The sequence below is a fragment of the Citrobacter sp. W9 genome (assembly GCF_026719375.1).
Taxonomy (GTDB): Bacteria; Pseudomonadota; Gammaproteobacteria; order Enterobacterales; family Enterobacteriaceae; genus Citrobacter; species Citrobacter werkmanii.
Window position 1 is genome coordinate 195,997 of record NZ_JAPPTE010000004.1, and the last position, 21,329, is coordinate 217,325.

General features: G+C 53.0%; 21 protein-coding genes. 6 read left to right on the forward strand and 15 right to left on the reverse strand.

Annotated features, from left to right (window positions below; all coding sequences use genetic code 11):
• Positions 1-194: 194 nt before the first annotated feature.
• Together dapB and OOJ59_RS08950 are read right to left on the reverse strand one after the other, a co-directional pair.
• Complete coding sequence (gene dapB / locus OOJ59_RS08945; protein ID WP_038637087.1) at positions 195-1,016, reverse strand: 4-hydroxy-tetrahydrodipicolinate reductase; 822 nt, start codon at positions 1,014-1,016, stop codon at positions 195-197.
• Positions 1,017-1,149: 133 nt separating this feature from the next.
• Entirely contained in the window at positions 1,150-2,157 is a 1,008-nt protein-coding gene (locus OOJ59_RS08950; RefSeq protein WP_160955426.1) for a LacI family DNA-binding transcriptional regulator, read from the reverse strand.
• 188 nt (positions 2,158-2,345) lie between these two features.
• Between OOJ59_RS08950 and OOJ59_RS08955 the strand changes: the two genes are divergently transcribed.
• From OOJ59_RS08955 to OOJ59_RS08975, 5 genes are read left to right on the forward strand one after another with little or no spacing between them, the layout of a single operon-like run.
• Positions 2,346-4,091: a class I mannose-6-phosphate isomerase gene (locus tag OOJ59_RS08955; protein ID WP_160955425.1), complete on the forward strand. Its 1,746-nt coding sequence runs from the start codon at positions 2,346-2,348 to the stop codon at positions 4,089-4,091.
• A 4-nt stretch (positions 4,092-4,095) separates the two neighbouring features.
• Positions 4,096-4,524 (forward strand): PTS sugar transporter subunit IIA, encoded by a 429-nt coding sequence (locus OOJ59_RS08960; RefSeq protein WP_085048337.1) that lies wholly within the window; start codon positions 4,096-4,098, stop codon positions 4,522-4,524.
• Between the two features lie 11 nt (positions 4,525-4,535).
• Entirely contained in the window at positions 4,536-5,030 is a 495-nt protein-coding gene (locus OOJ59_RS08965; protein WP_042312435.1) for a PTS system mannose/fructose/N-acetylgalactosamine-transporter subunit IIB, read from the forward strand.
• Positions 5,031-5,040: 10 nt separating this feature from the next.
• Complete coding sequence (locus OOJ59_RS08970) at positions 5,041-5,838, forward strand: PTS mannose/fructose/sorbose/N-acetylgalactosamine transporter subunit IIC (RefSeq protein WP_085048338.1); 798 nt, start codon at positions 5,041-5,043, stop codon at positions 5,836-5,838.
• On the forward strand, positions 5,838-6,656 hold the full coding sequence (locus OOJ59_RS08975; RefSeq protein ID WP_016151643.1) for a PTS system mannose/fructose/sorbose family transporter subunit IID: 819 nt from the start codon (positions 5,838-5,840) through the stop codon (positions 6,654-6,656). The genes OOJ59_RS08970 and OOJ59_RS08975 overlap by 1 nt, the downstream gene beginning before the upstream one ends.
• 111 nt (positions 6,657-6,767) lie before the next feature.
• Here OOJ59_RS08975 and OOJ59_RS08980 read toward each other — a convergent pair whose 3' ends face one another.
• From OOJ59_RS08980 to OOJ59_RS09020, 9 genes are all read right to left on the reverse strand, one after another.
• On the reverse strand, positions 6,768-7,550 hold the full coding sequence (locus OOJ59_RS08980) for a glucose-6-phosphate isomerase family protein (RefSeq protein ID WP_085048339.1): 783 nt from the start codon (positions 7,548-7,550) through the stop codon (positions 6,768-6,770).
• The gene (locus tag OOJ59_RS08985; RefSeq protein WP_137346822.1) at positions 7,543-8,106 is read right to left on the reverse strand and encodes a glucose-6-phosphate isomerase family protein; all 564 of its coding nucleotides are present in this window, start codon (positions 8,104-8,106) and stop codon (positions 7,543-7,545) included. Before OOJ59_RS08985 ends, OOJ59_RS08980 begins: the two co-directional genes overlap by 8 nt.
• A 97-nt stretch (positions 8,107-8,203) precedes the next feature.
• Complete coding sequence (gene rihC, locus OOJ59_RS08990; protein ID WP_137346821.1) at positions 8,204-9,118, reverse strand: ribonucleoside hydrolase RihC; 915 nt, start codon at positions 9,116-9,118, stop codon at positions 8,204-8,206.
• Between the two features lie 65 nt (positions 9,119-9,183).
• Positions 9,184-10,134 carry a 4-hydroxy-3-methylbut-2-enyl diphosphate reductase gene (ispH, locus tag OOJ59_RS08995; RefSeq protein WP_038637079.1) on the reverse strand — a complete coding sequence of 317 codons (951 nt, stop codon included), beginning with the start codon at positions 10,132-10,134 and terminating at the stop codon, positions 9,184-9,186.
• Position 10,135: 1 nt separating this feature from the next.
• A complete protein-coding gene (gene fkpB / locus OOJ59_RS09000; protein ID WP_038637078.1) occupies positions 10,136-10,585 on the reverse strand; it encodes an FKBP-type peptidyl-prolyl cis-trans isomerase in 450 nt (149 codons plus the stop codon).
• 117 nt (positions 10,586-10,702) lie between these two features.
• Entirely contained in the window at positions 10,703-11,200 is a 498-nt protein-coding gene (gene lspA, locus OOJ59_RS09005; RefSeq protein ID WP_003018932.1) for a signal peptidase II, read from the reverse strand.
• Positions 11,200-14,016: an isoleucine--tRNA ligase gene (gene ileS / locus OOJ59_RS09010; protein WP_069324086.1), complete on the reverse strand. Its 2,817-nt coding sequence runs from the start codon at positions 14,014-14,016 to the stop codon at positions 11,200-11,202. The genes lspA and ileS overlap by 1 nt, the downstream gene beginning before the upstream one ends.
• A 37-nt stretch (positions 14,017-14,053) precedes the next feature.
• A complete protein-coding gene (gene ribF, locus OOJ59_RS09015; RefSeq protein ID WP_038637072.1) occupies positions 14,054-14,992 on the reverse strand; it encodes a bifunctional riboflavin kinase/FAD synthetase in 939 nt (312 codons plus the stop codon).
• A 7-nt stretch (positions 14,993-14,999) separates the two neighbouring features.
• Positions 15,000-15,215, reverse strand: coding sequence for a DUF2575 family protein (locus OOJ59_RS09020; RefSeq protein WP_071888087.1), 216 nt, complete (start codon positions 15,213-15,215; stop codon positions 15,000-15,002).
• Positions 15,216-15,320: 105 nt separating this feature from the next.
• On the opposite strand from OOJ59_RS09020, the gene rpsT reads away from it, so the two are divergent.
• Positions 15,321-15,584 carry a 30S ribosomal protein S20 gene (gene rpsT, locus OOJ59_RS09025; RefSeq protein WP_038637070.1) on the forward strand — a complete coding sequence of 88 codons (264 nt, stop codon included), beginning with the start codon at positions 15,321-15,323 and terminating at the stop codon, positions 15,582-15,584.
• A gap of 58 nt (positions 15,585-15,642) precedes the next feature.
• Here rpsT and nhaR read toward each other — a convergent pair whose 3' ends face one another.
• From nhaR to dnaK, 4 genes are all read right to left on the reverse strand, one after another.
• The gene (gene nhaR / locus OOJ59_RS09030) at positions 15,643-16,542 is read right to left on the reverse strand and encodes a transcriptional activator NhaR (protein WP_038637068.1); all 900 of its coding nucleotides are present in this window, start codon (positions 16,540-16,542) and stop codon (positions 15,643-15,645) included.
• A gap of 38 nt (positions 16,543-16,580) precedes the next feature.
• On the reverse strand, positions 16,581-17,747 hold the full coding sequence (gene nhaA, locus OOJ59_RS09035; protein WP_268063373.1) for a Na+/H+ antiporter NhaA: 1,167 nt from the start codon (positions 17,745-17,747) through the stop codon (positions 16,581-16,583).
• Positions 17,748-17,955: 208 nt separating this feature from the next.
• A complete protein-coding gene (dnaJ, locus tag OOJ59_RS09040; RefSeq protein WP_137346819.1) occupies positions 17,956-19,086 on the reverse strand; it encodes a molecular chaperone DnaJ in 1,131 nt (376 codons plus the stop codon).
• A gap of 87 nt (positions 19,087-19,173) precedes the next feature.
• On the reverse strand, positions 19,174-21,096 hold the full coding sequence (gene dnaK, locus OOJ59_RS09045; protein ID WP_038637064.1) for a molecular chaperone DnaK: 1,923 nt from the start codon (positions 21,094-21,096) through the stop codon (positions 19,174-19,176).
• Positions 21,097-21,329 lie beyond the last annotated feature (233 nt).

The following is a 21,329-nucleotide window of genomic DNA, read 5'->3' on the forward strand; positions in this document are numbered from 1 at the left end:
CAGCGAGAGAAAAAAGTGGACCACTTGGTCAAAATTTACATTCAGATAACAGAATGAAGCATAAAAACATATATAAAAACCAGCTTAGATAAAAAATAAAACCAAAAGCCAAAAAATTAAAGGGCAATAAAATATTGCCCCATGTAATCAAATAATTATGATTACCATAACCACATCGCGAAGGGTAATAAAATCTATAAACTGCGTAAATCAAGTACATCTTTCATATCAAAAAGACCATTTGACTTAGATTTCAGCCAAACCGCCGATCGCACTGCGCCATTGGCAAAAGTCATGCGGCTGGACGCTTTATGGGTGATTTCAATACGCTCGCCAATATCGGCAAACATCGCGGTATGTTCGCCGACAATGTCACCGGCGCGTACGGTCGCAAAACCAATAGTGCCCGGCACACGCTCGCCGGTATAACCTTCGCGCGAGTAGACAGCGCAGTCTTTCAGATCTTTATCCAACGCCCCGGCGATCGCCTCACCCATCGCCAGCGCGGTCCCCGATGGGGCGTCCACTTTGTGGCGGTGATGCGCTTCGATAATCTCAATATCGGTATAGTCCCCCATCACTTTTGCTGCTTTCTCAAGCAGTTTCAGCATGACGTTAACGCCGACGCTAAAATTCGCAGCGAAGACGATAGCAATCTCCTGCGCGGCATCGCGAATAGCCTGTTTACCGGCATCATCGAACCCGGTGGTACCAATCACCATTCCCTTACCGTGCTGGCGGCAAAACGCCAGATGCGTCAGCGTACCTTCCGGTCGCGTGAAATCGATGAAAACATCGAAATCATCTTTCACCGCCTCAAGGCTGCTTTGTACGGTAACCCCCGTTTTCCCGGCTCCCGCTAACTCTCCGGCATCGCTTCCCAGTAAGGAAGAGCCTTCGCGCTCCAGCGCCGCGCCAAGCTGTACGCCATCCATGCCAAGTGTGGCCTGAATCAACTGACGCCCCATGCGTCCTCCGGCTCCCGCGATGGCAACGCGGATTTGTGCATCATGCATAGCTATTCTCTTTTGTTAATTTTGCGTAAATCGTTTTCAGAGTAACCAGCGCATCGCTGCGCCGCCAGCCGAAAACGTCGATAATTAGAATTTAATGATAAACAGGCAGAGATATCAGTAAAAGGCATGACGATCAGCAAAAACCACATGATTCTCTGACTACCAGCGCCGGCGGCAGGATAATACGTTTCGGCGGTTCGTCATTTCCCTGAATACGGCTATAGAGCAGCTCTCCGGCCTTACGACCGATCTCTTTTGCCGCCACCGACACGGTGGTAAGCGCAGGTTGTACCAGCGCCGCTTCGGTGATGTCATCAAACCCCACCAGCGCAAAATCCCGCCCAGGTTCCCGCCCCATTTTACGTAGCGCCTGCATGACCCCAAGCGCAACAATATCCTGATAACATACGGCGGCGGTAATTTGCGGGTAACGCAGAAGAAGAGACTCCGCTACTTTTGCGCCATCAATTTGGCTGGCCTGCGTAGCCACAATCCATTCTGGACTCGGCGATATTCCGTGCTCCAGCAATGTGCTGGTGAAACCACCGATACGCTGTGTCCGACTGCCGGAACCAGGCGTCCCCCCAATAAACGCAATATTCTTGTGCCCCATTTTGACTAAATGGGTGGTGGCCATTTGCGTACCGAGAAAGTTATCGGTTCCGACAAAATCAAAATCAGGATCGCTTAGGGGACGGACGACCATAATGGCGGGAATATTGCGCCTTTTCAGCGCTTCAAAGAAGGATGACGGCGTCTCGCGCGCCGCGCAGAGCACCATGCCGCAAGCATTATTGCGCATCAACGAGTCGACAAATTTTTGCTGCCGTTCTCCTGACTCTTCGCTATTTGCCAGAAACAACAACAGGTCATGCCGTTCCATCTCATGGCTTAGCCCTGCCGTCATCTCGCCGTAAAAAGGGTTGGTGATATCGTGGAGCAACAATCCAACCTGATTACTGCTCCGGTTACGCAGATTAGCGGCGGTTTGATTATATACATAGCCAGCATCATCCAGCGCTTTAAGCACCCGTTCGCGTGTAGCCTGAGAAATTCGCCCCCGGTTACGCAATACCATCGACACGGTCGCCGTGGAGACTCCCGCGCGCTCAGCTACCTGCGCCAACGTGACTGTGGTCATACCTGCTCCTGATTTTTATCGAAGGTTAATCGAATAACCGAAATATTGCTTTTATACATGTGATTCACATCACGCTAACGCGCTTTTCACCGCTTTTGATTCTGAATATGCCGGGTTAATCGCGTTAACCACACTATGAAAATAAGGTTAATCGATTAATCTTAAATTAGCCAACACGGAGAAAGAAAATGACGACAACCTATAATAAATTCCCTGAGGTTAACGTTCAGGGCTACGACGAGCACGCCTGGCAGGGTTGGGCGGCGATCCATTCTGTGCTTAACACCAGGGTTTCTGCAGCAGCCAAAACCGTATTGATCGTGGATTGCTATCCGGGCGTGCGGCTTGAAGAACTGGAACAACAGCTTGTCACGACGTTAGATACCGCGCTGGTGCTGAATATTGAATCCGCCCGCAGAGATGAGCAGGCTCTGCATGAGTTACTGGCGCGAAACCTTACCGACGATCGCGTATTCGGCGTCCTTTCCTGCCATCACCTGAATGAGTTTTTTGATAGTGACAAGCTCAGTCAGCTCCGCCAACAGATTGATGCCGTTGCCGAAGGTCTGGTCGTGGTGTACGGACCCGGCGCGACGCTGGCACACCCGGGTGACGTACTGGTTTATGCCGATCTTCCGCGTTGGGAAATTCAACAGCGTATGCGCCATGACGGGTTGGGGAACTGGGGGGCGAAAAACCAGGATGAAGATATTCTTCGTCGGTACAAACGCGCTTTCTTCATTGAATGGCGAGTCTTCGACCGGCACAAAACGCCGTTACTCAAACGCGCCGATTATTTGCTTGATACCACGGTAGAAAATCATCCCGCAATGGTCAGCGGCGACGCGTTGCGCGCCGGTTTGCAACAAACGACTAAACAACCGTTTCGCGTTGCCCCTTTCTTCGACCCAGGCGTTTGGGGTGGGCAATGGATGAAACAACACTTCGATCTCGATCCCTCAGCCCCCAATTACGCGTGGTGTTTTGATTGCGTGCCCGAGGAAAACAGCCTGTTACTGCGTTTTGGCAACGTGCGGATCGAGATCCCCTCTCAGGATCTGGTGCTAACCTATCCCCGCCCCCTGCTGGGCGAGAAAGTTCACGCACGTTTTGGTGCGGAATTCCCGATTCGTTTTGACTTCCTCGATACCATTGGCGGCCAGAATTTGAGCTTTCAGGTTCATCCGCTCACTGAGTACATTCAGCAACAGTTTGGTATGCACTATACCCAGGACGAGAGCTATTACATTCTCGAAGCCGAGCCGGACGCCGTGGTGTATCTCGGCACTAAAACCGGGATCGCGCCACAGGACATGCTCGACGATCTCCGAGCCGCGGGCCGTGGTGAAAAAACCTTTGATGATACGCGGTTCGTTAATCAGATCCCTGCGCATAAACACGATCACTTTCTGATCCCCGCAGGAACCGTCCACTGCTCGGGTGCAGGAACCATGGTGCTGGAGATCAGCGCAACGCCCTATATCTTCACCTTTAAACTGTGGGATTGGGGACGTTTAGGGTTAGACGGCTTACCGCGCCCGGTCCATCTGGATCACGGTCAGCAGGTGATTGACTGGCAGCGCGACACGCAATGGGTACATGACAACCTGGTCAACCGTATTGAACCTATCGCCGAAGGGGAAGGTTGGCGGGAAGAAAGAACCGGAATGCACGAGCGCGAGTTTATTGAAACGCGCCGCCATTGGTTTACGGCACCGGTCACACACCATACCCATGGCGGCGTAAACGTCCTGAACCTGGTCGAAGGTGCGCAGGCCGTTGTTGAAAGCCCGAGCGGCGCATTTGCCCCGTTTGTCGTCAACTATGCAGAAACCTTTATTATCCCGGCCGCCGTTGGAGAGTACCGCATTTCGCCGTTTGGCAAGGGTATCGGCCAACAGCTTGCCACGATTAAAGCCTGGGTTAGAGGATAAGCGCATGATTAACGTTATTGTTGCCACCCATGGTCCCCTGGCAGAAGCGCTTCTCGCCAGCGGTCGTATGGTTTACGGAGAATTACCGCATGTTTACCCCGTCACGCTGAGTGAACAGGCGGGTATCGAAGGGTTTAAACAGACGTTCTCTCATGTTCTCGCAAGTGCCGGGAAAGACGCTGACGGCGTTCTGGTGCTATGTGACATGCAAAGCGGTACGCCGTGGAATGTCGCCTGCCACCATGCGTTTTCTGCACAAACGGTTCCTCCCGTTGCCGTTGTCGCGGGTGTCAACTTCCCGATGCTGTTACAAAGCGAGGAGATCTGCCATTTAACGGATGTTCACGCCGCAGCCGTCGAGCTGTTGGCGCTGACGGTACCTACGCTGATTAAAGCCGCCCCGGTTTTATCCGTTCAGTCCGACGATTTTTAAAGGAAACCACTATGAGTATTTCTTTTGTACGTATCGATGACCGCGTAATCCATGGGCAGCTCGTGACACGTTGGGCCAAAGAGCTGCCCTGTGACGGGATTGTCGCGATAGACGACGCCGTCGCGGCCGACCCTCTGCTCTCTTCGGTGATGAAAGGCGCCGTGCAGGACACCAAAGTCTGGTTGTTTGATACCGCCACGGCGATTGAAAAACTGCCGAAAGTCATTGCCAGCGAGAAGCGTTATTTCGTCATTGGTAAATCGCCCGTCACGCTAAAACGCATTGAAGAAGCTGGCATCAGCCTGAAAAATGCCAACGGCAAGATTAATGTAGGTCCGATGAGCGCCCGTGCCGATACCACTACCATCGGCCCGAATCAGTCGGTGAATGGCGAGGAAATAGCCGCCTTTGACTGGTTGACGCAACATGGGCACCTGGTAGAGTTTCGCCTGGTCCCTGACGCCAGTTGCTACAGCTGGCAGGACGCACGTCAGAAGCTGAAATAAGGAGCGCACGATGATTATCGAAGCTACGTTGATTGGCATACTTTGCTATCTCGGCGCCCTCAGCAGCCCCTGGATGCTGGGACTGACTGGCGGCTGGTATCTGATCACCCGTCCGCTGATTTCCGGAATGTTGGTCGGGATTATCCTTGGCGACATTAAAACCGGGATCATGATTGGCGTCGCGGTTCAGGCGGTCTATATCGCGATGGTAACGCCCGGCGGCTCCATGCCGGCTGACCTCAACTTTGTTGCTTACCCGGCAATTGCTTTAGGGATCCTTTCGGGAAAAGGCCCAGAGGTGGCGGTCGCGCTGGCGGCAACCATCGGTATTGCCGGGACCATTTTATTTAACGCGATGATGGTACTGAACTCCTTCTGGAATCACCGGGCCGACGTGGCGCTGGAACGGGGCGATGAACGCGGCATTTACCTGAACAGCGCTATCTGGCCGCAGGTGACAAACTTTGTCCTGCGTTTTGTACCAACCTTCATTGCGGTCTACTTTGGAGCGCAGTACATCAGCGGTTTCATGGACAGTTTACCGAAAATTGTCCTGTCGACGATGAACGTACTGGGCGGCATTTTACCCGCCGTCGGGATCGCAATTTTGCTTAAGCAGATCATCAAAAACTACACCATGCTGATCTACTTTCTCGTCGGTTTTGTCTGCATCGTCTTTTTAAAACTCAACATGGTCGCGCTGGTGATCGTCGGTTCGCTGTTGGCGTTGATCCATTACAACTACAAACCAGAACCGCCACAGACTACGCATGCACAGTCGGTCGTTGATGATGAGGATGAATTCTGATGGAAGAACGTACACTTACGCGTAAAGATCTTCGCCGCTGCTGGCGTGCATGGATGATGCACAACTTGTCATCCATGAGCTTTGAACGTCTGGAATCTTTTGGCTTTTGCCTGAGTATGCTCCCGGTGGCGAAAAAGCTCTATCCCGACGCCGCCCAACGTACTGAAATGCTGCGCCGTCACGCCTCGTTTTATAATACGGAGCCGCAGATAGGCGCGATCGTAAATGGCATGGTGCTGGGGCTGGAAGAGAAAAAAGCGAACGGTGAGCCGATCGATGGGGAAACGATCAATACCCTGAAGGTTGGACTGATGGGCCCTATAGCCGGGATCGGCGATTCGATGATCCCGGGCATGCTGATCCCAATCCTGCTCAGTATCGGTATGGCCCTGGCGGCTGGCGGTAACATTCTGGGACCGCTGTTTTATACCGTCGCCTGGCTGGCAATCATTATTCCTGGCTCATGGTTTTTGTTCCTCAAAGGCTACAAAATGGGGTCCGGTTCGGTGGAAATGCTGGTGAGCAGTAAATCTGCCCGCCTGCGTGAAGCGTTATCATTGTTGGGTGTGTTTGTTATGGGTGGCGTAGCGGCGAGCTACGTTAAACTTGGCACCGGGCTGGAATTTATCACCAAGGATGGGGTAAATATTCATGTGCAACAGATGCTGGACGGAATCTTCCCGCAGCTATTGCCGCTGATTGTTGTATTGGGCACCTGGTATCTGATGGCCAAGCGTGGTGTGTCGCCAGTAAAAGCGATGATTTTACTGTTGATACTGGCGGCGCTCGGCGTTGCGACAGGCCTGTTTGCAGGGTAGTGCCTGTCATTTGCCGGATGGCGCATACGCTTATCCGGCCTACTGCACTGTACCGAGTTTTTCAGTTTGTAGGCCAGGCAAAACCAGTACCGGGGCTATGGCCCCGGCTCTTTATGGATGGAAGTTTTGCCACAACTCAGCACATTTATCCGGGCGTGAGATAAATTGAAAACGCGCCGGGTCCTCGATAAATTGCTGGTAAACAGGGGCGGAAGTAATCGAGAATTCCGTATATTGTCGGGGCGTAACGGCGTGTAATCTTCCGGGAATGTACCGCGAATTATGCTGCCAGATAACATGGTTGCCCTGTAATAACGGGTACCACGCCAACCCTTTATGCGCACGAACGGCCTCGTACTCAAAACCATATTCACGATCGCACCACGCGCCAAAAGTTAACGGTACATTCGGGTCTGCGGATATAGTCGCATGCCCCCAACCGGGCGGAACCAGCACTTTTTCACCGGGGCCGGCAATCACAGCAAAACAACGCCCGGGATCGTCCTCGACATACTCCTGCATATAGATTATCGCTTTTCCCTGCCAGATTTCGTAAAGCTCCGGCGGGGACCAGCCGCTGTGCTGGCTGATACGATGAATATGCCCCTGGCTACGCACCGGCTCTTCCCCCAACTGCCCCGCCGCATAAGTCACCACGCCAAACAACAACATCCGCTTTTTCAGCTCTTCGCGATCCTGCATTCGTGCCACATCCATTGCAATGGCATACACTTCTTCCGGCCCGTCACAATGCGGATCGCGCAGTGAGGGGCGAATGTGATCGAGTCGGCGAATCTCCGGCATCGGCCCTGTGACCTCATCCCCATAGCTAAAGCCAAGCGGATGGTGATGAACCCTCATATCCAGGCCGTAAGAATGTGCTAAATCAGCCATTCTGTACCTCCTTCGCCTGAATCGTCTTATTTTCCTCAAAGACTCTTATTCTGAACCCCCTGGACAGCGCCGCATAATCATGGCCTGCAATCCCAGGCCATACGGCGAGCGCCGACAGAATTTCTTCCCCAGTATTAATTAACCGGTGTGCGGTAAAGCCGGGGATAATGTGGACGGATCCGGCAAATACCTTTTCCAGTCGCGCCTCGCCCTGCTCAGGTTGCAACAGCAGTAAACCCGTGCCGCGCAGACCAAAATAAACCTCACCCTGTTCGCGACGCGCATGGAAATGCCCACGGGTCATAAAATACTCGCAGCCGATCCGGCCAGGATAAAGATGGGTAACGCCGGTGTAGAGTTCGCCTTCTGCGGGGGACGAATCCAGCATCTCAACGTCATATACGACCTGCTCGCCTGACAGTTGCTGGCGGGCCTTTTCATCGGCAAAAACGTCAGTAAGATCCTGAATGCGGGTGGATTTACGCAATAATGGGCCATCGGCTAATGCGCCGCTTGCCCACGCCACCTGCGGTGGCTGGATAAAAGAAAGGTTCATATGTGTCTCCGGCCCGAGGAGAACAACAGAATAAGATTAGCAGATTAATCGATTAACCTGCTAATTCTGTCTGCATATTGCGGGCCGGATCACAGCCTCAAGGCGCCAGCGCCAGCACCTCTGCCACCCACTGCTGGAACCCCTCAACGTCAAGATCCAGTGCAACCTGGGCATTTGCCGGATGCCCCAAACGCCCTTCAATATCCACCACCGTGGTACCCGAGGTATATTCCCCCTGAGTTTCCACCGCCACGAAGCACGGCTGCAGGGTAAAGAGTTCCGGGCGCACCAGCCAGGCAATCGCGCACAGATCATGCATCCGCAGTCCTGTATTCATACTGCCGCTGCGGTAATGGCTAAATAGTGCGTGCAGCATGCTGCCGGTCTTATTGAGCGCGGGAAGCGTCGCCAGATACTCCGGCGTCAGCATGGCCTGATTAGTGACATCCAGCCCACACATCACGATCTCCAGCCCGCTCTGGAAAACTTTCGCGGCGGCCTCGGGATCGATAGCAATATTAAATTCGGCATTTGGCGTAAAGTTCCCGCGCCCGGCTGAGCCGCCCATAATCACCAGACGGTGAATATTGAATATGCATTCAGGATAATGGGTCAGCAGCAGCGCAATGTTGGTCAGCGGACCAATCGCCACCAGCGTCACGGGCTGTGGGGCATGCATCAGCGCATCGCGAATCGCCTGGAAGGCAGGTTTTGCCATTACCTGACGGTCATGTTCGACAAATTCATACCCCTCCATACCGGACTCACCGTGGACGGAAGCGGCGTCACGCAGCGGTCGCACCAGCGGCATGGATGCCCCCTGCGCCAGCGGAATATCCGCGCTCCAGAAGTGCAGCAGTTGCAACGCATTGCGGGTGGTTTTTTCCACCGAAACATTGCCTGCTACCGTGGTCATGAGTTGCAGATCCAGCTCAGGGGCAAACAGCGCGGCGGCAATAGCGGCGGCATCATCAATGCCGGGATCGGTATCAAGAATGATCGGTAAGCGCATGGTTTCTCCATAAAAAATGCCAGACGTTAAGTCTGGCATCTTCTCATAATCGTATCGTGAAAGACTTACTCTACTTCACGAACATCCACACGCAGCTCTTTAGGCACTTCGAAAACAATATTTTCTTCACGGCCTTCCAGTGGGATAGCCTCTCCACCGCCAAGTTCCTGCAGACGAGCGATCACGTTTTGCACCAGGATATCCGGCGCCGAGGCTCCGGCCGTCACGCCTACGCACTTAGCGTCTTTTACCCACGCTTCCTGGATGTCGGTCGCATCGTCAATCAAATACGCCGCTTTCCCCATTCGCTGGGCCAGTTCAGCCAGACGGTTAGAGTTAGAGGAGTTTTTCGAGCCGACCACCAGCACCACATCAGCCTGTTCCGCCAGCGCGCGAACCGCTTCCTGACGGTTGGTGGTGGCATAACAGATATCGTCTTTGCGCGGCCCGACAATTTTCGGGAAGCGTTGGCGCAGCGCGTCAATGACGTCAGAAGTGTCGTCAACGGAAAGCGTGGTCTGTGTCATGAAGGACAATTTACCTTCATTCTTCACAGTCAGTTTCAGTACATCTTCCGGTGATTCAACCAGATACATCCCCCCCTGTGGGTTACTGTACTGGCCCATCGTGCCTTCGACTTCCGGGTGCCCGGCGTGACCAATCAGAATTGACTCTTCACCGCGACGGCTGGCGCGCGCCACTTCCATATGCACTTTGGTGACTAACGGACAGGTGGCGTCGAAAACCGTGAGATCACGACCTTTGGCTTCGTTACGTACCGCCTGAGAGACACCGTGGGCGGAGAAGATCAGGATCGCGCCGTCAGGCACTTCACTGATTTGCTCAATAAAAATAGCGCCGCGCTCGCGCAGGCTATCCACCACATAGCGGTTATGCACCACCTCATGACGGACATAAATCGGCGCGCCATAAATAGCCAGCGCGTTTTCTACAATGCTGATAGCGCGGTCTACGCCAGCGCAAAAACCGCGCGGGTTAGCCAACAGGATCTGCATTTTACGCCTCCAGTACTGGTTCGACTTCCAGCACTTCAATATCAAAATGAACGGTATGCCCGGCCAGCGGATGGTTGAAATCAACCGTGATCGAGTCACCGTTGATTTCACGAATCACGCCAGGCATCTCACTGCCGTCCATTGCGGTAAAGAGCATGATAGCGCCAATTTCTGGCTCGCCCGCGTCCATAAATTCCCGACGCGAGAAATACTGAATCAAGTCCGGGCTTGGCACGCCAAAGGCGGCATCCGGCTCCAGGGAAAAAGTGGTTTTATCACCCTCTTTTAGCCCCAGCAGGTGTTGTTCCAGTCCTTCAGACAGAGAACCATCGCCCAGGCGAAACAGCGCAGGCTTGCCGTTATTGCGGGTTGACTCTGCGGTGGAGCCATCGTCGAGCTTAAGGGTGAAGTGCACCAGCACCGCACTGTTACTCTGTACTGATTTAGACATGCAGGTTGCTCTTTAAAATTGCTGTCGCCTGTTTGCCCGGTGGCGCTACGCTTACCGGGCCTACAAGGTTCGCGATAGATTGTAAGCCGGATCAGCATAGCGCCATCCGGCATTTTTTTATGCGGCTTTTTTCTCTTTCGACGGTAAGAAGCCTTCGAGAACAATCAATGCCGCGCCGATACAGATTGCCGTATCAGCCAGGTTGAATGTCGCGAAATGCCAGTCGCCAACGTAAAAGTCAATCATATCAACCACGAAGCCGTGCCACAGGCGATCGAACAGATTGCCCAGCGCACCGCCAATGATTAACGCATACGCGATGTTGTTCAGCTTCTGCGTCGCCTTCGAGCGATACATCATCACCATCAGGATGACGCAGATACCAATAGCGATACCGGCAAAAAACCAACGTTGCCAGCCGCCGCTGTCGGCTAAGAAGCTAAACGCCGCGCCATAGTTTCGCGCGTAGTGCAGATTAAGCGACGGGAACAGCGATACCGTATCCCCCAGAGCAAAATTCTGGAGGATCAGGTACTTGCTGCCTAAATCGATAATCAGCACGACTACCACCAGCCATAGCCAGCGTAGTCCTGTTGAACAAAGAGGCTTACTCATCAGGCAAACTTACGTTGTTCGCCATCACCGGCGATGTTGCTGACACAGCGTCCGCAGATATCTGCATGTTCCGCCACCTGGCCGACGTCGGTAGTGTAATGCCAGCAGCGCGGGCACTTCTCACCTTCGGCTTTGCTCAGTACGATTTTCAGACCTTTAAGCAATTCGCTCTGCTGAGCATCAGCTGGCGCCTCAGCAAACTCCGCAACGCTCGCACCAGAGGTCAGCAGCACAAAGCGCAACTCTTCGCCGAGCGCGGTCAATTTCGCCGCCAGTTCGGGTTCAGCGTACAGGGTGACTGCCGCTTCCAGAGAACCACCGACTTTCTTATCCGCACGCGCCTGCTCGATGACCTTGTTCACTTCGCCGCGTACTTTCAGCAGCTCGTCCCAGAAGGTATCGTTCATCGCTTCGGTTTCACCTAAGCCAAACAGGCCTTCGTACCATTCACCGGTAAAGACGTATTTTTCACGTTCGCCCGGCAGGTAACCCCAGATTTCATCCGCGGTGAAGGACATGATCGGCGCCATCCAGCGAACCAGCGCTTCTGCGATATGGAACAGCGCAGTCTGGCAGCTACGACGCGCCCGGCTTTCCGCTTTCGCGGTGTACTGGCGGTCTTTGATGATGTCGAGGTAGAACGAACCCATTTCGACGGAGCAGAAACGCATCAGGCGCTGCACTACTTCGTGGAAGTCATAGGCTTCGTAAGCTTTCAGGATCTCTTCCTGTGCCGCTTGCGCACAGCCAACAGCCCACCTGTCCAGCACCACCATCTCTTCCGGTTTCACCATGTCTTTTACCGGATCGAACCCGTTCAGGTTCGCCAGCAGGAAGCGCGCGGTGTTACGGATACGACGATAGCTGTCGGCAGCACGTTTCAGAATTTCGTCAGAAACCGCCATTTCACCAGTGTAGTCGGTAGACGCCACCCACAGACGCAAAATATCCGCGCCGAGTTTGTTCATCACGTCCTGCGGAGAAACGGTGTTACCGATAGACTTGGACATCTTACGGCCCTGACCATCCACGGTGAAACCGTGAGTCAGTACCTGGCGATACGGCGCTTTGCCTTTCATCGCGGTGGAGATCATCAGAGATGACATGAACCAGCCACGGTGCTGGTCAGAGCCTTCCAGATACATATCCGCTGCGTGACCGGCAAATTCAGGACGCACGTCTACGACAGATGAGTGGGTGGAACCAGAGTCAAACCAAACGTCCAGCGTATCCGGGACTTTGACATATTGGTCAGCTTCGTCGCCGAGGATATCTTTCGGATCGAGATCCCACCACGCCTGGATGCCGTCAATTTCAACGCGTTTAGCCACTTCTTCCATCAGTTCGATAGCGCGCGGATGCAACTCTTCGGTGTCTTTGTGAACGAACAGAGACATCGGCACACCCCACGTACGCTGACGGGAGATACACCAGTCAGGACGGTTGGCAACCATGGATTCGATACGCGCCTGGCCCCAGTCAGGGATCCACTGCACGCCTTTGATCTCTTTCAGGGACTGCGCGCGCAGGCCTTTCTGATCCATGCTCACGAACCACTGCGGGGTCGCCCGGAAGATGATCGGCGTTTTGTGGCGCCAGCAGCACGGATAGCTATGCTGCATCTTCTCGACGTGCAGCAACGCGCCTTTTTCGCTCAGCAGAGCGACAACAATATCGTTGGCTTTAAAGACGTTCACACCGTCCAGGGTCGGGTAGGTGCCCGCCAGATAAGCGCCGTCCGGACCCACCGGGTTCGCCACTTCCAGGCCGTATTTTTGACCGATGACATAGTCGTCCGGGCCGTGGCCAGGCGCGGTATGTACCGCCCCGGTACCCGCATCCAACGTGACGTGATCGCCCAGAATCGCCGGTACGTCAAAACCCATAAACGGGTGGGTAAAGCGCAACAGTTCCAGCTCTGCGCCTTTAACGGTGCCCAGAATGGTGTAGTCAGCCGCGCCAATGCGCTGCATGACGCTTTCAACCAGATCTTTCGCCAGAATCACGGCCTGGCCGTCGATCTGCACCAGCGCATAGTCAAAATCAGGCGCCAGGGAGATCGCGCGGTTCGCCGGCAACGTCCACGGGGTGGTGGTCCAGATAACCAGCGAGATCGGGCCGTTAACGTCAGAAACGGCAAATTTCGCTTTCACCGCGTCCTGATCGGCGGCGTGGAACGCCACGTCGATGGACGGGGAGGTTTTGTCATAATACTCAACTTCCGCTTCCGCCAGCGCGGAACGGCAGTCAACGCACCAGTGCACCGGCTTCGCACCCTTATGCAGGTGACCGTTGCCGATGATTTTACCCAGCGCGCGAATGATGTTGGCTTCGGTTTTGAAGTCCATGGTCAGGTACGGATGCGACCAGTCGCCCAGCACGCCAAGACGGATAAAGTCTTTACGCTGACCGTCAACCTGTGTAGCAGCGTATTCACGGCATTTAGCGCGGAACTCAGCGGCGGTGAACTTCTCGCCCGGTTTGCCATATTCCTGCTCTACTTTCAACTCGATCGGCAGACCGTGGCAGTCCCAGCCCGGAACGTAAGGCGAGTCATAGCCCGTGAGTCCTTTGGACTTCACGATAATGTCTTTCAGAATCTTGTTAACCGAGTGACCAATATGAATGCTGCCATTCGCATAAGGAGGGCCATCATGCAGAATGAAGGTTTTTTTGCCTTTTTTGGCCGCACGAATGATGCCGTACAGGTCATCATCAGTCCAACGCGCCAGCATTCCCGGTTCACGCTTGGCGAGATCGCCGCGCATCGGGAACCCTGTTTCCGGCAAATTCAGGGTTGATTTATAGTCACTCATCAGATTCTCGGTTCCGTATTTAAAACTCGTATAGGCATTAAGCCGGTTTTGTTAGCCCAAAAAAATCGCGGGCAGTCAACTCATCACGCGCAATCTGCGCTTTTAGTTCATCCAGCGAAGCAAATCGCTGCTCGCTGCGAATTTTTTTACGCAGCACTACATCTATATGGCGACCATAGAGGTCCATTACAACGTCCAGTAGATGCACTTCCAACTGCTGACGTACGCCGGCTACCGTCGGGCGAGTGCCGATGTTGGCAACACCGGGAAAAGGTTTGTCACCCAGCCCCATAACTTCAACCGCATAAACCCCTTTCACCGGAGAAACCTGGCGACGAAGCGGTAAGTTTGCCGTCGGAAAGCCAATGGTGCGTCCTAACTCGTCACCATGCACCACCCGTCCTGAGATGGTAAAAGGGTGCCCAAGCAGGCTTTCGGCCAACTGCAGGTTATCTTCAGCCAGCGCCTGACGTACCGCGGTGCTGCTGATACGAACACCGCCTTCACAGAAGGTTTGGGTACTGGTGATATCAAAACCATACTCAGCGCCCGCTTCCTGTAATAACAAGAAATCGCCCGCACGGCTAGCGCCAAAGCGGAAATCATCGCCCACGGCAAGAAATTGTACACCAAGGCGCTTAACCAGCAGATCGCTGATAAAAGTCTGCGCCGTTAATGCCGCGAAGCGCCTGTCAAAACGCACGCACAATACGTAATCTACGCCACACTCCGCCAGATAACGCAGTTTTTCTCGCAGGCGAGTAAGGCGCGCAGGTGATTTGTCCGTTGCAAACAGCTCTAATGGCTGTGGCTCGAAAATCATCACCATCACCGGCAAATTGCGTTTGCGCCCTTCTTCCCGTAAGCCCTGCAGCAACGCACGGTGACCACGGTGCACGCCGTCGAAATTACCAATAGTCAGCACACACCCATGCGGGGCCTGGCTGAGATTATGTATGCCTCGTATCAGCTTCATGTCTGGCTCAAAACAGTGAAAATCGTGAAAGTATACCCTGTACCGCGGTCAAGGTTAACCGGCGATTGTTTCTCCGAAACAGAAAGAGGATGGTTTTCATTGTTATGAAACAAATTGCAGACCTTAACGGGCAATCCAATGCAATTTTTCTCGTGGAAAAGCTGTATTCACGCCACGCAAGCTGGTAGAATCCTGCGCCATCACTACGCAACGAGTGCTGCAATTTAAACGGCGCTTATTTGCACAAATCCATTGACAAAAGAAGGCTAAAAGGGCATATTCCTCGGCCTTTGAATTGTCCATATAGAACACATTTGGGAGTTGGACCTTGGCTAATATCAAATCAGCTAAGAAGCGCGCCGTTCAGTCTGAAAAGGCCCGCAAGCACAACGCTAGCCGTCGCTCTATGATGCGTACTTTCATCAAGAAAGTATACGCAGCTATCGAAGCTGGCGACAAAGCTACTGCACTGAAAGCATTTAACGAAATGCAACCACTCGTGGACCGTCAGGCTGCTAAAGGTCTGATCCACAAAAACAAAGCTGCACGTCATAAAGCAAACCTGACTGCACAGATCAACAAACTGGCTTAATCGCCTGCTTGTTGTCGCTTTGTGAAAAAACCCGCGCAAGCGGGTTTTTTTATGGCTGTCATTTGTTCATTGGCGTAAAGAGCGCCGAGTAGTCCGCATTACAAATACGCTGCACCGCCGGATGCTGGATCATTCTTTCCGCAAATATAGCGTGATATTCCTCCATCACATTCTCCACGCGCCCAATCTCCACAATTGAATCGTCGGCATAGAAATTGTTCGAATAGAGCGTCGGAGCAACGAAAATAGCGTTATGCGTTGCACCAAAAGCTTTCATCAGTGCTGCGTCATCAAATTCGCCGAGGATTTCAACATTCAAGCCTTGTGAGTTAATCCAGTTCAACAGCTTACGACCGAGCATCGAACGACGTCCAGGGATCAGCAATCTGCGCTCTTCCAGACAGGCCGGAAACGGCTTCTCAGGCAAAGGCTGGGTGCACCAAAAACTTACGCCGCATTCGCCTATGCGCACCGAGAACAACCCTTCCTGTTGCGTAGAATCAATCGGACAGTCAGAGATAATCATATCCAGCTTATGCTGACTGAGTTGATCCAGCAGCATCTCGTGCGTTGATTCAAAACAGCGCAGATGGATTTGTTCATCTTCCACCACCGCGGCATTCAACACACGGCTGACCAACTGTTTGGATAGCGCATCCGCCACGCCGACATCAAACAGCAAGTTAGACTCTTTGCGGTAGTTCACGATATCCAGCATTTCCTGGCTTAACGTGAACATTTTATCCGCATAACGAAAGACTAACTCGCCTAACTCGCTTGGCTCCAGCCCACGCCCCTTCCGCTTGAACAACTTTCCTTGTAAACGTTCTTCAAGCGCTTTGATCTGCCCGGTAATGGTCTGCGGTGTCAGATAAAGCGCTTCTGCTGCACCAACCACCGAACCTTCTTTATAGACATGCCAAAAGTAATACAGGTGGTTGTAATTTATATGAGACATACTCTCTCCCTGAAAATTGTCACGAAAGGGTTATCCTGTCAGGCGGATGCGTTTAACCGGGTGCGTAACCAGCAATAACCAATTACCGCCGACAGCAAGGAGCCAATCAGGATCCCCAGTTTCGCCCAGTTAATCAGCTCAGGATCGACATTACCAAACGCCAGGCTGGCGATGAAAATCGACATCGTAAAGCCAATACCGCACAGAATCCCGACCGCCATGATCTGCTGGAAATTCGTTCCTTCAGGTAATTGCGCCAGCTTTAAGCGTAACGCCAGCCAGCAAAACAGGCTGATACCCAGCGGTTTACCGATCAACAGACCTGCAATAATCCCCAGCGGTAATACGGAGGTCAGCCCATCAATGGTGACACCCTGCAGTGAAACACCCGCGTTAGCGAAGGCAAACAGCGGCAGGATCAGGTATGCCACCCACGGATGCAAAACATGCTCCAGACGCTTTGCCGGTGAACTTCCGTGTTTTTCCTTTAACGGAATGAAGAAACCGACGATCACGCCCGCCAGCGTCGCATGCACGCCGGACTTCAGGACTGCCGTCCACAGCACCACACCCACCAGAATATAAATCCCGGTACGTCTCACGCCACACAGATTCAAGGCCGCCAGGACGAGAATGGCACACGCGGCAACGCCCAGCGACAGCAGCGAGAGATCGCTGGTGTAGAACAGCGCGATGATCACGATAGCGCCAAGATCATCGATAATCGCCAACGCCATGAGGAAGATTTTCAGCGCCAATGGAACACGACTGCCCAACAGTGCCAGCACGCCTAATGCAAAAGCGATATCCGTTGCAGCCGGGATCGCCCACCCTTCACGGGTAATAGGGTCAGCATAGTTGAATGCCAGATACAGCAGCGCCGGGACAATCATCCCCCCGATAGCGGCAATGATCGGAAATGCCGCCTGACGCAGACTGGCCAGCGAGCCTTGCATTAACTCGCGTTTTACCTCCAGACCAATCAACAAGAAGAACACCGCCATCAACGCGTCGTTGATCCACAGCAGCATATTTTTGTTGATCTCAAGCGCGCCAACCCGCAGTTGAACGGGCGTTTCCAGAAAGGCATGGTACCATCCACTGGTGACCCCGATATTTGCCATCAACATAGCGATGACGGCTGCGATGATCAGGATGATGCCCCCCGAGGCGTCACTACTAAAAAAACGATGCAGATGTTTCACTTTTATTCTCTCTATTGGGTGAATACTTCGTAAATACTATCTTACACCCTCAAAAAGCTCGTTAAAATTAGATTATTCATGATAGATAGATCGGTTTTTACGAACAAACAGACTGAAATTAAAAAAGATTTTCCGAACGGAAAACAGAAATAAAAAAGCCTGAAACTTTTCAGTCCCAGGCTTTTTATCAAATATTGAGTCGAGAGAATCAGCGCGTCAAATCGTCAAAGAACTTCTTCACGCCGTCGAAGAAGCTTTTGGAGCGCGGGCTGTTTTGCTCGCCGGTCGGGCCGCCAAAACTGTCCTGCAGGTCTTTCAGCAACTGCTTCTGCTTGTCGTTCAGACCCACTGGGGTTTCAACAACGACACGACACAGCAGATCGCCCTGAGCGCCACCGCGTACAGACTTGACGCCCTTTCCACGCATGCGGAACAGTTTGCCGGTCTGCGTCTCGCCCGGAATCTTCAACTTCACGCGACCGTCCAGCGTCGGGACTTCAATCTCGCCGCCCAGCGCTGCCATCGCAAAGTTAATCGGTACTTCGCAGTACAGGTTATTGCCTTCACGCTCAAAAATTGGGTGCTGTTTTACCTGCACCTGAACGTATAAATCGCCTGCTGGCGCGCCATGCTCACCGGCTTCACCTTCACCTGCTAAACGAATACGGTCGCCGGTATCAACGCCTGCCGGGATTTTGACGGACAGCGTTTTGCTTTTCTCAACGCGACCATGACCGTGACATTTGTTGCACGGATCTTTGATCAGCGTACCGCGCCCCTGACAATGTGGACAGGTCTGCTGTACGGCAAAAAAGCCCTGGCGCATCTGCACCTGGCCGGAACCGTGACAGGTTGGACAGGTTTGCGGCTGAGTACCTGACTTCGCGCCGCTGCCATGGCAGACGTCACACTCTTCCAGCGTCGGAATACGGATCTCTTTGGTGACGCCACGCACGGCTTCTTCCAGAGTGAGATCCATGTTGTAACGTAAATCAGCACCACGTGAGGCGCGCTGACGACCACGACCGCCGCCAAAGATATCGCCAAACACGTCACCAAAGATATCGCTGAAGTCAGCCCCGCCGCCAAAACCGCCGCCGCCCATGCCGCCTTGCTCAAACGCGGCATGACCGTACTGATCGTAAGCCGCGCGTTTTTGCGCATCGGTCAGGATCTCGTACGCTTCTTTGATCTCTTTAAACTTGGCTTCAGCCTCTTTATCACCCTGGTTGCGATCCGGGTGATATTTCATGGCCAGGCGCTTGTAGGCCTTTTTGATTTCACGCTCTTCCGCTGATTTGGAAACGCCTAAAATCTCGTAATAGTCTTGCTTTGCCATTGGTTTTTTTAAGCCCCTTAACATACAAGCACGGGCGAAGAGGAAACCTCTACGCCCGTGCCGATTAACTACCCTGCATCAGGGCGATTATTTTTTGTCTTTCACTTCTTCAAACTCAGCGTCGACAACGTCGTCATCTTTCGCATTGTTTGCAGAAGCATCAGCGCCTGCTGCACCAGCCTGCTGCTGTGCGTGCTGCTGCTGAGCGATTTCCATCAGTTTCTGGGAAACCTGAGCCAGCGCCTGCATTTTCGCTTCGATATCCGCTTTGTCTTCGCCTTTCAGAGACGTTTCCAGCGCGGTCAGTGCAGACTCAATGGCAGTTTTGTCGTCAGCCGGCAGCTTGTCGCCTGCTTCTTCAACCTGCTTACGAGTGCTGTGCAGCAGATGGTCGCCCTGGTTACGAGTCTGAACCAGCTCTTCGAACTTACGGTCAGATTCTGCGTTCGCTTCTGCTTCGCGAACCATTTTCTGGATTTCTTCTTCGTTCAGACCAGAAGAAGCCTTGATGGTGATCTTCTGCTCTTTACCGCTGTTTTTGTCTTTCGCGGAAACGTGCAGGATACCGTCGGCATCGATATCAAAGGTAACTTCGATCTGCGGCATACCGCGCGGAGCCGGGCTGATACCATCCAGGTTAAACTGACCCAGATCTTTGTTATCGGCAGCACGTTTACGTTCACCCTGCAGCACATGGATGGTTACCGCAGACTGGTTGTCTTCAGCGGTAGAGAACACCTGGCTGTGCTTGGTCGGGATGGTGGTGTTTTTCGCGATCAGTGGCGTCATCACGCCGCCCATGGTTTCGATACCCAGAGACAGCGGGGTAACGTCCAGCAGCAGTACGTCTTTCACATCACCCGTCAATACACCACCCTGAACGGCAGCACCGATTGCCACGGCTTCGTCCGGGTTAACGTCTTTACGCGGCTCTTTACCGAAGAATTCAGCAACTTTCTTCTGCACCATCGGCATACGCGTCTGACCACCAACGAGAATAACGTCGTTGATATCAGAAACAGACAGGCCAGCGTCCTGCAGAGCAACTTTCAGCGGCTCGATAGAACGGTTAACCAGGTCTTCAACCAGGCTTTCCAGTTTCGCACGGGTCACTTTGATGTTCATGTGTTTCGGACCAGTCGCGTCTGCAGTGATGTACGGCAGGTTCACGTCGGTCTGTTGAGCGGAAGACAGCTCGATCTTCGCTTTCTCAGCGGCTTCTTTCAGACGCTGCATCGCCAGCGGGTCATTACGCAGGTCGATACCCTGATCTTTCTTAAACTCGTCAACCAGGTAGTTGATCATACGGCTGTCGAAGTCTTCACCACCCAGGTGGGTATCACCGTTGGTTGCCAGAACTTCGAAGGTTTTTTCGCCGTCAACTTCGTCGATTTCGATAATAGAGATATCGAAAGTACCACCACCGAGGTCATATACCGCGATAGTGCGGTTGCCGACTTCTTTATCCAGACCGTAAGCCAGTGCAGCTGCGGTTGGTTCGTTGATGATACGTTTTACTTCCAGACCTGCGATACGGCCGGCGTCTTTGGTTGCCTGACGCTGAGCATCGTTAAAGTATGCAGGTACGGTGATAACCGCTTCAGTTACCGGTTCACCCAGGTAATCTTCAGCCGTTTTCTTCATTTTCTTCAGCACTTCTGCAGAGATCTGCGGCGGTGCCATTTTCTGACCTTTTACGTCAATCCAGGCATCACCGTTGTCAGCACCGATGATTTTGTACGGCATGATGGCTTCATCACGCTGTACTTCTTCGTCCTGGAAGCGGCGGCCAATCAGGCGTTTAATCGCAAACAGGGTGTTTTGCGGGTTTGTCACTGCCTGACGTTTAGCCGGCTGACCAACCAGAGTTTCACCATCCTGGGTATAAGCAATGATAGAAGGCGTGGTGCGATCGCCCTCGGCGTTCTCCAGCACACGTGCAGTAGTGCCATCCATAATCGCTACACAAGAGTTGGTAGTACCCAGGTCGATACCAATAATTTTACCCATCTAAACGTCTCCACTAAAAATTCGGTCATCATGTGGTTGTGAATCTGTAATAAGGGCGAAACGTGCGGTTTCAACTACCCTGAATCGTTTTTTTTCAGACTCACCACTGCGGTTGACTACTAAGTGGGGTCGTAACCCACTTCATCAAGGGGGGCATGAAAAATTTTTTTAGCGCAGAAGCAATAAATTTGCCGAAAAAAGGCACAAAACTACAAAAAATGAATAATCGCCAT